This is a genomic window from Kitasatospora purpeofusca (genome assembly GCF_036010405.1).
Taxonomy (GTDB): Bacteria; Actinomycetota; Actinomycetes; order Streptomycetales; family Streptomycetaceae; genus Kitasatospora; species Kitasatospora purpeofusca.
The window spans coordinates 5,904,526-5,917,908 of sequence record NZ_CP108561.1 but is presented as its reverse complement, the minus strand read 5'-3'; the positions used below and the strand labels follow the sequence as shown (position 1 = coordinate 5,917,908).

Genomic DNA, 13,383 nt, shown 5'->3' with positions numbered 1-13,383 from the left:
CCCACGGCGACGCGTGCGGCGCGTGCGACGTGGGGGCGGCCCGGGGCGGAGGAGGCGGTCCGCCGCAGACACGGCGGCCCGGACCGGTGGCCGCCGTCGGCCGCCACCGGCCGTCGGCGTCCCTCGCGCGGCCGCCCTCCGGGTTCTCCGGCGGCCGCGGCTCCCCCACACCTGTTCGGTCCGACAGCAGAAAGGTAGGACCGGCCCGGGGCAATCCATCGGTCACATGCCTGGTTGCCACCTGAACGAGTGAACCGGAGTGACCTCTTCCCGATCATGGCGTTAACGGCGGCCCCTCGCGGGGTATCCCCCGCCCCACCTCGACGGGGGCGGGCGTCAGGCCAGGCCCAGCAGCTCCTTCACCGCCCTGGCGACGGCGTCGGGGTGCTCCATCATCGCGACGTGCCCGGAGTCCGGCAGCACCAGCAGCCGGGAGTCCGTGAAGGCCGCGCAGGCCCGGCGGGCGGAGCGGTAGGAGACGAGCTTGTCCCGCAGCCCGTACACCAGCAGGACGGGCACGGTCACCCGGGCCGCCTGCCGCCAGAGCGCCTGCTCGCCGCGCTCGGTGTAGGCGGAGACGATCCCGCGCGCCGAGCCCACCAGGGCCCCCGCCGCCCAGGGCAGCTCGGTCCGCCGCCGGTACTGGGCCACCGCCTCGGCCCGTTCGGCCGGGCCCAGGCTGTCCGGGTCGCCGTAGACGAGCCGGAGCAGCCCGTCGGCGGCCCGCTCGGGCTCGCGCGCACCGGTCGGCAGCCGGCGCAGCAGCGCGGGGACGCCGGGGACGGCGAGCATCGCGGTCGGCCAGGCGGAGCGCTGCGGGGGCAGTTCGGGCAGGGCGGGCGAGACCAGGGTCAGGCTGCGCACCAGGTCCGGGCGGAGGGCCGCGAGCCGGACGGAGACCGCTCCGCCGAGCGAGTTGCCGAAGAGGTGGACGGGCCCCCGGCCGGCGGCCTCCAGGTACCCGGTGACGGCCCGGACGTGGCCGGAGAGGCCGAGGTCGCCGTCGGCGGGCGGGGCGGATTCGCCGAAGCCGGGGAGGTCCACGGCCTCGCCGTCCAGGTCTCCGCCGAGCCGGGCCATCAGCGCGTTCCAGTTGGCGGCGGAGCCCCCGAGCCCGTGCACGAACAGCGCCGGCTCCCGTCCGCCGGCCGGGGCGGGAGCGGTCGGAACGTCGCCGGGGCCGGTCGCGGGCCGGTGCACGGCCAGGACCGCGCCGGGCACCTCGACGGTCCGGAAGGGCCTGGGGGAGACCGGTTCCGGGAGTATCTGCTGCTCAGCACCGCTCATGGTGGACGATGGTAGTGAGCCGGTGCCGTCGCGGCCCCTCGACGGCCCGGGGCCGGAAGGTCTCCCCATTCACCGGTCCGCAGCACTGCCGACGGCCGTGGTGCGCGCCGTATTGTGGGCTCCTGACAAGGGGGACGGCCGCATTTCTCGCACCTGGCAAGCGCGAAGGCGGTTACCCGAAAGTAGAATCGGCCATCTTGCCGACCCCGTACGACCCGTGAAGTGAGGAGCGCCGTGACGGCCATCCAGGAGGCGCAGGAGCGCCCGCGCGGTGCCCGCCTGCCGCGAAGCGCCCGCCGTGAACAACTGCTCGGTGCCGCCCAGGAGGTGTTCGTCGCGCAGGGTTACCACGCGGCCGCCATGGACGACATCGCCGATCGTGCCGGGGTGAGCAAGCCGGTCCTCTACCAGCACTTCCCCGGGAAGCTGGAGCTCTACCTGGCGCTGCTGGACAAGCACTGCGACGCCCTGGTCGATTCGACCCGCGAGGCGCTGGAGACCACCACCGACAACAAGCTCCGGGTGGCGGCGACGATGGAGGCGTACTTCAACTACGTCTCCAGCGAGTCCGGCGCGTTCCGGCTGGTCTTCGAGTCGGACCTGACCAACGAGCCGGCCGTGCGCGAGCGCGTCGAGCGGGCCGCCGAGGCCAGTGCGACGCTGGTCAGCACGGTGATCCAGGAGGACACCGACCTGCCGGAGGCGGAGTCCAAGCTGCTCGCCGCGGGCGTCTGCGGCCTGGCCCAGATCACCGCCCGGTACTGGCTGTCGCAGGGTCTGGAGATCCCCCGCGACGAGGCGGTCCGGCTGGTCGCCAGCCTGGCCTGGCGCGGGCTCAAGGGCTTCCCGATGCACCCGCACGCGGAGGCCGCGGACGGGTCCTCCGCCGACCGGTGATCCACTGACCTTCGTCTGGGCACCGATCCGGTGCTCTATGGTGAAGCCGTACGGCGCGGTAGACGTGAACGCTTGTCCCAGGCGGTCCGGTGCCGCGCGTGGATGGCTGCAACCCCGGAGGGACGGAAGCCGTGGAGGTCAAGATCGGCGTGCAGAACGCGCCGCGCGAGATCGTGATCGAGAGCTCGCAGACTGCCGAGGAGATCCAGAACGCGATCGCCAAGGCGCTGGAGGGCACCGAGAAGCTCTTCACCCTGGCCGACGAGCACGGGCGTCGCGTCATCGTCCCGGCGGACCGCCTGGCGTACGTGGAGATCGGCGAGCCGGCCGTGCGCAAGGTCGGCTTCGGCACGCTCTGAGCCCGACGGGCCTCGCCCGGTGCCCCGCCCCCTCGGCCGAGGGGGCGGGGCACCGTCGTTCCCGGGCCGTGTTCCCGCAGCGCGTTCCCGGGCCGCGCTCCCGGGGCGGGCGGTGCGGCCGGGGTGTACGGGCGGGACGCCCGGGGTACGGCGACAGTGCGGCCGACCGCGCGCCGCGCACCGGTACCCCGGGGAGGCATCCTTGCTGGTCGAGACCGTCGCCTTCGCCCTCGTCGGCCTGATCGTCGGCGCCGCCGCACTGCTGTCGCTGCCCGCGTACTTCCCGGCCGGCCGGGTCCTGGTCCTGGGCACCGCCCTGGGGTCGGCGCTGCTGACCGGGGTGATCGCACACTTCACCATGGACGGCCGGTACCCGGCGGCGAGCATCGCGATCTCGGCGGTGGCCTCGGCCCTGCTCACCTCGGTCCTGGCCCGGCCGGACCTCGCCGCCGGGCGGGCCCCGGCGCACCGGCACCGCCAGCACCGGACGGGCGGGCCGCGGTCCGGCGGGCACCGCGCGGGCACGCACCGGCGCCACCGGCCCGCCTGAGCAGCTGCTGAGCACCCGAGCGGTCAGGGACCCCGTCGCGGCCGGGGGTCAGGAGGCCAGGCCCAGGGCGGCCATCCGCCGGGTGTGCGCCTCGGTGATCCGGTTGAACATCTTGCCGACCTCGACCAGGTCGAAGCCCTGCACCTGGACGCCGCCGACCAGCAGGTTGGACAGCGCGTCCCGCTCCGCGACCACCCGCTGGGCCTGGCTGAGCGCCTCGCCCATCAGCCGCCGGCCCCACAGGGCGAGCCGGCCGCCGGAGCGCGGATCGGCCTCGATCGCCTGCCGGACCTTGTCGACCGCGAACTGCGCGTGACCGGTGTCGGACATCACACCGAGGACGAGGTCACGGGTGTCGTCGTCCAGCCGGACGGCCACCTCGCGGTAGAAGTCGGTCGCGATGGCATCGCCGACGTACGCCTTGACCAGGCCCTCCAGCCAGTCCGAGGGCGCGGTCATCCGGTGGAACAGCTCCAGCGGCTCGACGAACGGGCGCATCGCCTCCTCCGGCTCCGCCCCGATCTCGGCGAGCCGGTCGTGCAGCCGCTGGTAGTGCTGGAACTCGGCGGTGGCCATCCGGGCCAGCGCGGCCTTGTCCGCGAGGCCGGGCGCGAGCTTGGCGTCCTCGGCGAGCCGCTCGAAGGCGCTCAGCTCGCCGTACGCGAGGGCGCCGAGCAGGTCCAGTACGGCCGCCCGGTACGCCGGTTCGGCCGAGCAGGTCGCCCAGTCGCCGATCGAGCCCGCCGCCACGTCGTCCTGCGTCCCACCACGGTTCTCCATGACCCGCACCTTAGTCCCGGTCCGGCCCCGGGCACCTCACCCACCTCTCCTACCTGCGATGTCGCCCGCGTCACGTGTTCGAGTCGTCGGGTGACTGTATGGTGGTACGGAGGCCCGTCGTGCTCGCACGGTGTCACCGCCGTCTCGGTGTGCCGGGCAGGCCCGCTCCGAAACGCCGCCGTCCCCCTGGACGCGGCGTACGGAAGCCGGGAACTCAACGTACGCGGATGCCCGGTCGGAGAGCCGATCGGCTCCGACCAGGGTTTGGACTTCAAGCCTTGGCACCGCATCAGTGGCCGAGCGAGGGCCGCCGAGACCGCGCCAGTCGGCGCAGGTCCCGCGCAGGTCCCTCACGGGAATCCTCCCCGACGCCGCCGGCGACGCGCCCCTTCACCGGGCCGCGCGCACCGGCCGGCCGCAGGGACCGGCGCGGTTGTGCGTCCGCGCAGCTGTATTCGAGGCCGTCCAGGCCCGTACGCAGTCGCGCGGACTGCCCGCCCGCCGCTCGCTCTCGGCCCCTTTCACACGGAAGAGGCAGCACCCTGTCCACCACCGCTGAACCCATGAAGACGACGTTCCGGGACCTGGGGATCCTCCCGGAGACCGCCGAGGCCCTCGAGTCCGTCGGCATCGTCCACCCCTTCCCCATCCAGGAGATGACCCTGCCGGTCGCGCTGACCGGCCACGACGTCATCGGCCAGGCCAAGACCGGCACCGGCAAGACGCTCGGCTTCGGCCTGCCGCTGATCGAGCGGGTCGTCGTGCGCGCCGACGTCGACGCCGGCCGCGCCACCGAGGAGCAGCTCACCGAGGCTCCGCAGGCGCTGATCGTGGTCCCGACCCGCGAGCTCTGCACCCAGGTCACCAACGACCTGCAGACCGCCGGCAAGGTCCGTGACGTCCGCGTGCTCGCCGTCTACGGCGGCCGTGCCTACGAGCCTCAGGTCGAGGCGCTGCGCAAGGGCGTCGACATCGTCGTCGGCACCCCGGGCCGTCTGCTCGACCTGGCCGGCCAGAAGAAGATGGACCTCTCCAAGGTCCGCTCGCTGGTCCTGGACGAGGCCGACGAGATGCTCGACCTCGGCTTCCTGCCGGACGTCGAGAAGATCATCACCATGCTGCCGGCGAAGCGGCAGACCCTGCTGTTCTCGGCGACCATGCCGGGCCAGGTCATCAGCCTCGCCCGCCGCTACATGAGCCAGCCGACGCACATCCGGGCCGCCGCGCCGGACGACACCGGCACCACCGTGGCCAACACCGAGCAGCACATCTTCCGTGCGCACTCGCTGGACAAGGTGGAGATGGTCTCGCGCATCCTGCAGGCCGACGGCCGCGGGCTGGCGATGATCTTCTGCCGGACCAAGCGGACCGCCGCCGATGTCGCCGACCAGCTCACCCAGCGCGGCTTCGCGGCCGGCGCCGTGCACGGCGACCTCGGGCAGGGCGCCCGCGAGCAGGCGCTGCGGGCGTTCCGCAACGGCAAGGTCGACGTGCTGGTCTGCACCGACGTCGCGGCCCGTGGCATCGACGTCGAGGGCGTCACGCACGTGATCAACTACCAGTGCCCGGAGGACGAGAAGACCTACCTCCACCGGATCGGCCGCACCGGCCGGGCCGGCGCCTCGGGCACCGCGGTCACCCTGGTCGACTGGGACGACATCCCGCGCTGGCAGCTGATCAACAAGGCGCTGGAGCTGTCGTTCAACGAGCCGGAGGAGACCTACTCCACCTCGCCGCACCTCTACGAGCTGCTGAAGATCGCGCCGGGCACCAAGGGCATCCTGCCCCGCTCGGAGCGGACCCGGGCCGGGCTCGGCGCGGAGGAGGTCGAGGACCTCGGCGAGACCGGCGGGCGCGGTTCGCGCTCCGGCGGGCGGGGCGCTCGCCCCGCCGGGCGGGGCGGCTCCGCCCGTCCCGAGGTCGCCGAGCCGGCCGCGGCCGAGGAGAAGGCCGCCCGCAAGACCCGCGAGCGCCGGCGGACCCGCCGGGGCGACGTCGTCGACGAGGCGGTGGACGCCGCTGCGGCGCCCGCCGCGCCGCAGGCCCCGGCCGTCGAGGGCACCGAGGACGGCGCCGCCCCGCGCCGCCGTCGCCGCCGCTCGCGCGGTGCGGCGTCCGGCGAGGGCACGGCCACCGAGGCCGCCGCCGTCGTCGCGGAGGCCGCGTCGGTCGAGCCGGCCACCGCCGCCCCGGTCGTCGCCGAGGCCGCCGGGACCCCGGCCGCCGAGGAGAAGCCGAAGCGCGCCCGCACCCGCTCGCGGGCCAAGGCCGCGGCTCCGGCCGAGGCCGCCGCCGAGGCGGGCGCCGTCGCGGCTCCCGCCGAGGGTGCCGCCGACGGCGAGGCCCCGGCCCCGCGCCGCCGCACCCGGGCCCGCCGTCCGGCCGCCGCCGAGGCGACCCCGGAGAGCTGACCCGCGTTGTTCCCCGAAGGGGCGGTCCGGAGGTCCGGACCGCCCCTTCGGCGTTCCGCGCGCGGCCCGGGAGCCGTCCGGCGGCGGCACGGCGGGCCCGGGAACGGCCGGGCGGGCGCCCCTATGCTCGGGTTACCCACGAGTTCGCACCGGTCGCCGGAGGTCCTTCCATGAGCACGCCGCCGTTCCTCACCCTCCCGCCCTCGGCCCGTGCGCTGCGGGTGGTGACGGCGCGCGGACAGTTCGCGGCGCTGCGGGCCGAGCCCGCCGGGGAGGTACGGGGCTCGGCTCTGCTGGTGCCCGGCTTCACCGGCAGCAAGGAGGACTTCATCGCGCTGCTGGAGCCGCTCGCCTCGGCCGGCTACCGGGTGACCGCGGTCGACCAGCGCGGCCAGTACGAGACCGGCGGGCCGCACGACGACCCCGCCGCCTACGCGGTGGCCGCCCTGGGCGCGGACGTCCGGGCCCTGACCGCGGCCCTGGCGGCCGAGGGCGGCACCGGCCCGCTGCACCTGCTGGGCCACTCCCTGGGCGGCCAGGTGGTCCGCGAGGCCGTTCTCGCCGCGGCTTCCGAGGCGGCGGCCGGGCCGACGGCTCCCGGCGGCGCGCCGCTGCCGTGGGCCTCGCTGACGCTGATGTCCACCGGCCCCGGCCCGATCGACCCGGCCGAGGCGGAGCGGACCAGGCTGCTGGTCGAGGTCCTGCCCACGATGGGCCTGGAGGAGATCTGGCAGGTGATGCAGCAGATGGAGAAGGCCGACGAGAAGCGGGCGCGCCGCGTGCCGTCCCCCGAGGTGGCCGCGTTCCTGCACCGCCGCTGGCTGGCGAACGTGCCGCAGTCCCTGATCGCCACCGGCGGCCACCTGGTCGCCGCGCCGGACCGGGTGGCCGAGCTGGCCGCCGTGATCACCGCCGGACTGCCCGCCCTGGTGCTCTCCGGCGTCCAGGACTACGCCTGGCCCGTCCCGGAGCAGACCGCGATGGCGGAGCGGCTGGGAGCCCACCGGGTGGTCGTCGCGGACGCCGGGCACTCCCCCAACGCCGAGCAGCCGGCCGCCACCGCCGAGGCGCTGCTGGCGCACTGGGGCTGACCCGCCCGGCCCCGGCCGCCTCCACCACCGCCCCCCACCGCCCCGGACCGCCTCCCGCCCGCCCGCCCCGCAGCACCCCTCACCACCCCGGAGCGGCACCCCGACCCACCGGCCGGCGCGGCCCCCTGGTACAAGGGGGGCGACAAAATTCGTTAGTTGCGGTAATATTTGATTCGGTCCTGGAAACATCGTCGACAGCGACGTCGGCATGCGGTCGACGCGATCCATCCGAAACCAGGACGTTACGGACGGGCAATGGCCCGGTAGCAGCGCCACCGCAGTGTGGTTCACGAGGGCCATCGGCGCCCTTGGCAATCAGGGGGGAGCCCTCTTTGCCGCGACAGCAGCCGGTCGACGACTCGACCCGACAGACCCCGAAAGGGCTGATACCCACTCAGCCACGACCGCCCCGCGCCGCGGGGCCAGGAAAGGAGACGCCCATGCGCTTCGAGATCCTCCGACTGGACGACGCCCACGGTGCCGCCACCGACCGCCTGATCGCCGACGCCGAGACCGTCCGCGAGCTCGTCCAGGCCGCCGCCCGCACCGGCGAACGCCTGCTCATCCGCCCGTGCCCGGCCGTCTGACCGGGCCGGCCGCCGCGGAGTCCCCGGACTCCCCCGCCGCCGAGGCCGACGCGTCCGATCCGGACGTTCCGATACCCCACTGACGCCCCGTCATCGCCACGGCGAGCACGGGGCGTCAGCGCGTTGCGGCCTCTCGCTCCGCTCCCCGACGCGGTCGCGGATCGAACACGGCTCGAACTCCGTCGGGGCGCACCCCGGCGCACACCGCCGACGTTTGCCGCCGCCCCCCGCTGGACATTTCCCAACGGGAGCCGCCCGCACCGCGCCCACCCCGCGCCGGACGGGCACCCGCCACCGACAGGTGCCGCCGAGCCGCCCTCCGTACGGGTGATCGTCCTTGACGCGGCGGCCCGGAGGGAGGAGCGTTGTCGGCTATGAGGGGCGAGCCCAGCTGCCCGAGGTGCGCCGGTCGGGTCCGCGCGCCCGGTCTGTTCTCAGACACCTGGCAGTGCGACCGGCACGGCGCCGTGCACCCGATGCAGCCGGTACTGCCCCCGAGCATCGAGGCACTCGGCGTCGCCGTCGCCCGTTCCCAGGTCCCCGTCTGGCTGCCCTGGCCGCTCCCGGTGGGCTGGCTCTACACCGGCATCGCGCACGTCGGCGACGACATCTCGGGCGCCCGGGCCACCGCCGTCGCCTGCTCCGGGCCGGCCCCGCTGGGCGGCTTCGGCGAACTCGTGCTGGTGGCGGAGGAACTGGGCGTGGGCCTCGGCGCCCGGTACGCCGGGCTGTCCGGCCCCGACCCGGGCGAGTCGGTGGCCCTCTACAAGCCCGCCGACGCCAAGCTGATGGCGGCCGGCCGGCCGACCCCGATGTTCCACGTGCCGGACGCGCCGGCGGACCGCGCGGTGTTCGTCGGCGAGGGCCGCGGCCTCTGGCTCTGGGCCGTCGCCTGGCCCGAGCAGTCCGCGCTGGTGATGTACGACGAACTGGTCCTGACGGACCTGCGGGAGGCCGGCGCGGAGCTGGACCTGCTGCCCTGCGGCGCCCTGTCCCCGCACCTGCTCGGCTGACGCACCGTCCGCAGCCGACGGTCGGCGTCCCGCAACCGCACTATCCTGGGCGGCACCCCGCCGGCCCGCCGTGCCGGCCCCCAGCGCCGGCCCGCGCCGCGCCGACCCCGAGGAGCACCGCCCGTGCGCATCGACCTCCACGCCCACAGCAACGCCTCCGACGGCACGGACAGCCCGGCCGAACTGGTCGCGGCGGCCGTCGGGGCCGGGCTGGACGTGGTGGCGCTGACCGACCACGACACGGTGGCCGGCCACACCGAGGCGGCCGACGCGGTGCACGCCCTGCCCGCCGGCACCCGGCTGACGCTCGTCCCGGGCGCGGAACTCTCCTGCGTGGCCGGCGACATCTCGATGCACCTGCTGGCCTACCTCTTCGACCCGGCCGAGCCCGCCTTCGCGGCGGAGCGCGAGCTGGTGCGCACCGACCGGTTCCGCCGGGGGCGGGCGATCGTCGAGCGCTGCCGCGAGCTGGGCGCGGACATCAGCTGGGAGCAGGTGCGGCGGATCGCCGGGGAAGGTTCGGTGGGCCGTCCGCACATCGCCAGCGCACTGGTCGAGGCGGGCGTGGTGGCCTCGGTGTCGGACGCGTTCACCGCGGACTGGCTGGCCAACGGCGGCCGGGCGGACGTCCGCAAGCACGAGACCGACCCGGTGGCGGCGGTCCGGCTGGTCCGGGCGGCCGGCGGGGTGCCGGTCTTCGCCCACCCGGGGGCGGTGAAGCGCGGACGGACCGTCTCCGACCAGGTGATCGCCGACCTCGCGGCGGCCGGTCTGGCCGCGCTGGAGGTCGACCACATCGACCACGACGAGCCGACCCGGGCCCATCTGCGGGGCCTCGCCGCCGAGTTGGGACTGCTCACCACCGGCTCCAGCGACTACCACGGCAGCCGCAAGACGGTCCGGCTGGGCGAGCACACCACCGATCCGCAGGTGTACGAGGCGCTCGTGGAGCAGGCGACCGGCGCCAAGCCGATCGGCGGCTGAGCCCGGGGCCGCCACCGCTGTGCCGGGCCGCCCGGGCCCGATCGCCCCGGGCCCGGCCGTCAGTCCAGGGCGACGCCCCGCCGCTCCGGGTCGCGCAGGTCGGTCCCGTGCTGGAGCCAGCGCTCCTGGAGGGCCGCCGCGCCGTGCACCCGCTTCCAGCCCGCCTCGTTGGGGGTCATCGGCAGCAGCGGCAGGAAGTGGACCGGGTCGGCCGGCTCGTCCAGTTCCAGGTCCTCGACCAGCCCGCCGGGCTCGGCCGCCAGGACGGAGGTGAACGGCGCGCCGTCCCACAGCGGGGCGCCGAGGTCCAGCGAGCCGCCGGGGGCCAGCACCAGTCCCTCCACCTGCGGCGTCGACGCGAAGGTGGCCAGCGGACGGAGCACGCCGTCGCGCCCGCCCCGGATCGTCAGGACGAGTTCCGCGCGCGGGCCCCGGACCTGGTCGGCGACCGCGGCGCTCGGGTCGGCCATCGGCGCGGCGGACATGCCGAGCGTGGCGTAACGGACCAGGCCCTCGGCGTCGGGGCCGAAGCGCAGCACCTCGATCCGGTCTGCGCCGAGGAAGGTCACGGCGGCGCGGCCGCTCGGCTCGCCGAAGGTGGTGAGCAGCCGGGCCTCGACGGCGGCCAGGACCGCCGTCCGGGAGGGGCCGTGCGCGCTGCCGCCGGAAGGGTCGCCGAAGAGCGGGAAGTCGTGGGCCATGCCGGTGAGCGTAACCCGCGCCCCCCGGGCCGTTGGCACGGCCTTTACGTGAACGCGGGCGCGACGAGGGCCGATCGGATGTTAGTGTGAGCGACTGGCCACCGGGGAGTTTCCCCTCCTCCGGGGCAGCGGCGCGAAGGAGGTGGTTGCGGTGGATACCAGCCGACCATGCAGTACCGGCAGCTCTACCCGGCCCGGACGCCTTCCCCGTACCCCTCGCCACGCGGACTGAAACAGCGGGCCCTGGGAGCCTCGGCGACAGCCGACCGGCTTCCCCACCGGCACCCTGGTTCCGTCCCTCCGTGCGGACGGCACGACGGTCCTCCGGTCCGGCCGGGAGAGCACCCCACCGACGTCCGGTCGTTCCGTTCCGTGTGCCCCTAGCAAGGCCCGGGAGCGACCGCAGGCGCCGGATTCCATCGGTGTTCCTCCGCCGTCGCACCGCGGCCGTTCGTCACCACGCCGTCGTGCGGCGGTTCCTGCCCCAGGGAGCCTGCCATGTCGATGATCAACAGCCTGCGCGCAGCCGTCCGCACCAACCGCCGTCGCACCGCGGCGGGCCTGTTCGACTCCATCCACCCGGGTGAGACCCCGTCGGCGGTGGTGGACTGCGCCGTCTACCAGCACGGCCGGCGGCACGGCGAGACGTGCAGCCCGCGCGAGGCGGCCAGGCTGGTCAAGGCCTCGAAGCAACTGCCCGAGGGCGAGGGCTCGTTCAGCTGGATCGGCCTGCACGAGCCGACCGAGGCGGAGTTCGAGGGCATCGCCCAGCGCTTCGGGCTGCACCCGCTGGCGGTGGAGGACGCGGTGCACGCGCACCAGCGGCCGAAGGTCGAGCGGTACGACGACGTGCTGTTCGCCGTCTTCAAGACGATCCGGTACGTCGACCACGACCAGCTGACCCCGACCAGCGAGGTGGTCGAGACCGGCGAGCTGATGGTGTTCGCCGGGCGGGACTTCGTGATCACCGTGCGGCACGGCGGGCACAGCTCGCTCAAGGAGCTGCGGCACCGGCTGGAGGCCGACGCGGACGGCACCGGACTGCTGGCCAAGGGCCCGTCGGCGGTGCTGCACGCGATCGCCGACCACGTGGTGGACAACTACATGCTGGTCGCGGACCAGCTGCAGACCGACGTGGACGAGATCGAGTTCGAGGTGTTCTCCAACCGGGGCGGCCGGGGCGCGGACGTCGGGCGGGTCTACCAGCTGAAGCGCGAGGTGCTGGAGTTCAAGCGGGCCGTCGCGCCGCTGCTGCGGCCGATGCAACAGCTGTCGGAGCCGCTGCAGCGGCTGGTCGACCCGGAGATCCAGAAGTACTTCCGGGACGTCGCGGACCACCTGGCCCGGGTCACCGAGCAGGTCCACGGCTTCGACGAGCTGCTGAACTCGCTGCTCCAGGCCAATCTGGCGCAGGTCTCGGTGGCGCAGAACGAGGACATGCGCAAGATCACCGCCTGGGCGGCGATCTTCGCGGTGCCCACCATGATCACCGGCGTGTACGGGATGAACTTCGACTACATGCCCGAACTGCACCACCGCTACGGCTACCCGATGGTGCTCGGCAGCGTGGTGCTGATCTGCATCGGCATGTACCGGGGCTTCCGCCGCAACGGCTGGCTGTAGGGCGCGTCTGCTGCTTCCCGTCGGCCTGCTACCTCCGGTCGGCGGGCTGCTTCCGGTCCGCGCGGGCGACCACGACCAGGCCGAGCAGGATCAGCACCACCGCCGGGTAGGCGGCGGCCGGCGGCCACTGGCCCAGCCAGAGCGCGGCGAGCAGTGCCGCCCCCGGGGTCTCCAGCAGGATCGCGGTGGAGGTCAGCGAGGGCCCGAGGGTGCGCAGCACCCGGTTGCTGAGCGAGTGGCCGAGCAGCTGGGCGGTGACCATCAGCAGCACGATCTGCCACCAGGCGCCGGCGGACCAGCCGGACAGCGGCGTCCCGGCGACCAGGCAGACCACGAACAGCACGACCGCCGTGGTGGCGTAGCAGACCAGGGTGTACGCGGTGGTGCTGACGGTCCGCCGGACCTCGGCCCCGAGCAGCATGTAGCCGGCTGCGGCGAGACCCGCGCCGAGCGCGAGCGCGTCACCGGCCAGGGCGCGCGGCGAGAGCGAGAGGTCGACGCCGGTGAGCACCAGGACGCCGGCGAAGGCGGTCACCGTACCGACCCAGACCATCCGGGGCGCCCGCACCCCGAGCAGCCGCATCAGCACGATCGTCCACAGCGGGGTGGTGGTGACCAGCGCGGTCGCGGAGGCCACCGAGGTCATCCGCAGGCTGGGCATCCAGAGTCCGAAGTGGACGGCGAGCAGCACCCCGGCCGCCATCGCCAGCAGCAGCGCGCGCCGGGGGACGGCGCGCAGTTCGGCCCGGTGGCGCAGCAGCGCGTAGGGGCCGAGCACGCCGACCGACATGAGGTTGCGCCAGAAGGCGATGGCCAGGGCCGGTGCGGCGGTGGCGCTGATCAGCGGGGCGGAGAGCGAGATGGCGCCGACGGAGACGGCCAGCAGCAGCAGGTCGGTCCTGGGGAGCGGGCGCGCGGCGGCAGCGGTGGCGGCGGTGGCGGGGGCGGTGGCGACAGGGACGGCGGCGGCGTCGCTCTCGGGCCGGGCGGCGGGCACGGCGCTCCTCTGGATCCGGTCGGGGGTACGGGCGGCTCCTACCGTAAGGCCCGTGCGGCCCCCATGGAACTGTCGCCCGAACCGCGAGACGTCGCCCCGCGAC

Annotated in this window: 12 protein-coding genes and 1 pseudogene; 9 read left to right on the top strand and 4 right to left on the bottom strand. The window is 74.8% G+C overall.

Features of this window, described 5'->3' with window-relative positions:
- Window positions 1–336: 336 nt before the first annotated feature.
- Complete coding sequence (locus tag OG715_RS26055; RefSeq protein ID WP_266271352.1) at window positions 337–1,287, bottom strand: alpha/beta fold hydrolase; 951 nt, start codon at window positions 1,285–1,287, stop codon at window positions 337–339.
- A gap of 234 nt (window positions 1,288–1,521) precedes the next feature.
- On the opposite strand from OG715_RS26055, the gene OG715_RS26050 reads away from it, so the two are divergent.
- From OG715_RS26050 to OG715_RS26040, 3 genes are all read left to right on the top strand, one after another.
- Window positions 1,522–2,184 (top strand): TetR/AcrR family transcriptional regulator, encoded by a 663-nt coding sequence (locus OG715_RS26050; RefSeq protein WP_266271351.1) that lies wholly within the window; start codon window positions 1,522–1,524, stop codon window positions 2,182–2,184.
- Between the two features lie 131 nt (window positions 2,185–2,315).
- A complete protein-coding gene (locus tag OG715_RS26045; RefSeq protein ID WP_030392940.1) occupies window positions 2,316–2,543 on the top strand; it encodes a DUF3107 domain-containing protein in 228 nt (75 codons plus the stop codon).
- A 202-nt stretch (window positions 2,544–2,745) separates the two neighbouring features.
- Window positions 2,746–3,093: a hypothetical protein gene (locus OG715_RS26040; protein ID WP_266271350.1), complete on the top strand. Its 348-nt coding sequence runs from the start codon at window positions 2,746–2,748 to the stop codon at window positions 3,091–3,093.
- A gap of 48 nt (window positions 3,094–3,141) precedes the next feature.
- On the opposite strand, the gene OG715_RS26035 is transcribed toward OG715_RS26040, so the two are convergent.
- Window positions 3,142–3,873, bottom strand: coding sequence for a ferritin-like fold-containing protein (locus tag OG715_RS26035; RefSeq protein ID WP_266271349.1), 732 nt, complete (start codon window positions 3,871–3,873; stop codon window positions 3,142–3,144).
- A gap of 449 nt (window positions 3,874–4,322) precedes the next feature.
- On the opposite strand from OG715_RS26035, the pseudogene OG715_RS26030 reads away from it, so the two are divergent.
- From OG715_RS26030 to OG715_RS26010, 5 genes and pseudogenes are all read left to right on the top strand, one after another.
- A pseudogene (locus OG715_RS26030) lies at window positions 4,323–6,269 on the top strand (DEAD/DEAH box helicase); the annotation flags it as partial.
- Between the two features lie 185 nt (window positions 6,270–6,454).
- On the top strand, window positions 6,455–7,375 hold the full coding sequence (locus OG715_RS26025) for an alpha/beta fold hydrolase (protein ID WP_266271347.1): 921 nt from the start codon (window positions 6,455–6,457) through the stop codon (window positions 7,373–7,375).
- Between the two features lie 440 nt (window positions 7,376–7,815).
- Window positions 7,816–7,962 (top strand): hypothetical protein, encoded by a 147-nt coding sequence (locus OG715_RS26020; protein ID WP_266271346.1) that lies wholly within the window; start codon window positions 7,816–7,818, stop codon window positions 7,960–7,962.
- A 374-nt stretch (window positions 7,963–8,336) separates the two neighbouring features.
- Window positions 8,337–8,975 carry a DUF6758 family protein gene (locus OG715_RS26015; protein WP_266271345.1) on the top strand — a complete coding sequence of 213 codons (639 nt, stop codon included), beginning with the start codon at window positions 8,337–8,339 and terminating at the stop codon, window positions 8,973–8,975.
- A gap of 123 nt (window positions 8,976–9,098) precedes the next feature.
- Window positions 9,099–9,959, top strand: coding sequence for a PHP domain-containing protein (locus OG715_RS26010; protein WP_266271344.1), 861 nt, complete (start codon window positions 9,099–9,101; stop codon window positions 9,957–9,959).
- A 59-nt stretch (window positions 9,960–10,018) separates the two neighbouring features.
- On the opposite strand, the gene OG715_RS26005 is transcribed toward OG715_RS26010, so the two are convergent.
- A complete protein-coding gene (locus OG715_RS26005) occupies window positions 10,019–10,660 on the bottom strand; it encodes a suppressor of fused domain protein (protein ID WP_266271343.1) in 642 nt (213 codons plus the stop codon).
- A 498-nt stretch (window positions 10,661–11,158) separates the two neighbouring features.
- Here OG715_RS26005 and corA point away from each other — a divergent pair, with 498 nt between their 5' ends.
- On the top strand, window positions 11,159–12,283 hold the full coding sequence (gene corA, locus OG715_RS26000; protein ID WP_053652037.1) for a magnesium/cobalt transporter CorA: 1,125 nt from the start codon (window positions 11,159–11,161) through the stop codon (window positions 12,281–12,283).
- Window positions 12,284–12,311: 28 nt separating this feature from the next.
- Here the strand turns inward: corA and OG715_RS25995 are convergent, their stop codons facing one another.
- Window positions 12,312–13,280 carry a DMT family transporter gene (locus tag OG715_RS25995; protein WP_407661023.1) on the bottom strand — a complete coding sequence of 323 codons (969 nt, stop codon included), beginning with the start codon at window positions 13,278–13,280 and terminating at the stop codon, window positions 12,312–12,314.
- Between the last annotated feature and the right edge of the window lie 103 nt (window positions 13,281–13,383).

Coding starts and splice junctions, on each gene's coding strand:
- OG715_RS26055 (WP_266271352.1), bottom strand. CDS start 1,287: ATGAGCGGTGCTGAGCAGCAGATACTCCCGGAACCGGTCTCCCCCAGG.
- OG715_RS26035 (WP_266271349.1), bottom strand. CDS start 3,873: ATGGAGAACCGTGGTGGGACGCAGGACGACGTGGCGGCGGGCTCGATC.
- OG715_RS26025 (WP_266271347.1), top strand. CDS start 6,455: ATGAGCACGCCGCCGTTCCTCACCCTCCCGCCCTCGGCCCGTGCGCTG.
- OG715_RS26020 (WP_266271346.1), top strand. CDS start 7,816: ATGCGCTTCGAGATCCTCCGACTGGACGACGCCCACGGTGCCGCCACC.
- OG715_RS26015 (WP_266271345.1), top strand. CDS start 8,337: ATGAGGGGCGAGCCCAGCTGCCCGAGGTGCGCCGGTCGGGTCCGCGCG.
- OG715_RS26005 (WP_266271343.1), bottom strand. CDS start 10,660: ATGGCCCACGACTTCCCGCTCTTCGGCGACCCTTCCGGCGGCAGCGCG.
- corA (WP_053652037.1), top strand. CDS start 11,159: ATGTCGATGATCAACAGCCTGCGCGCAGCCGTCCGCACCAACCGCCGT.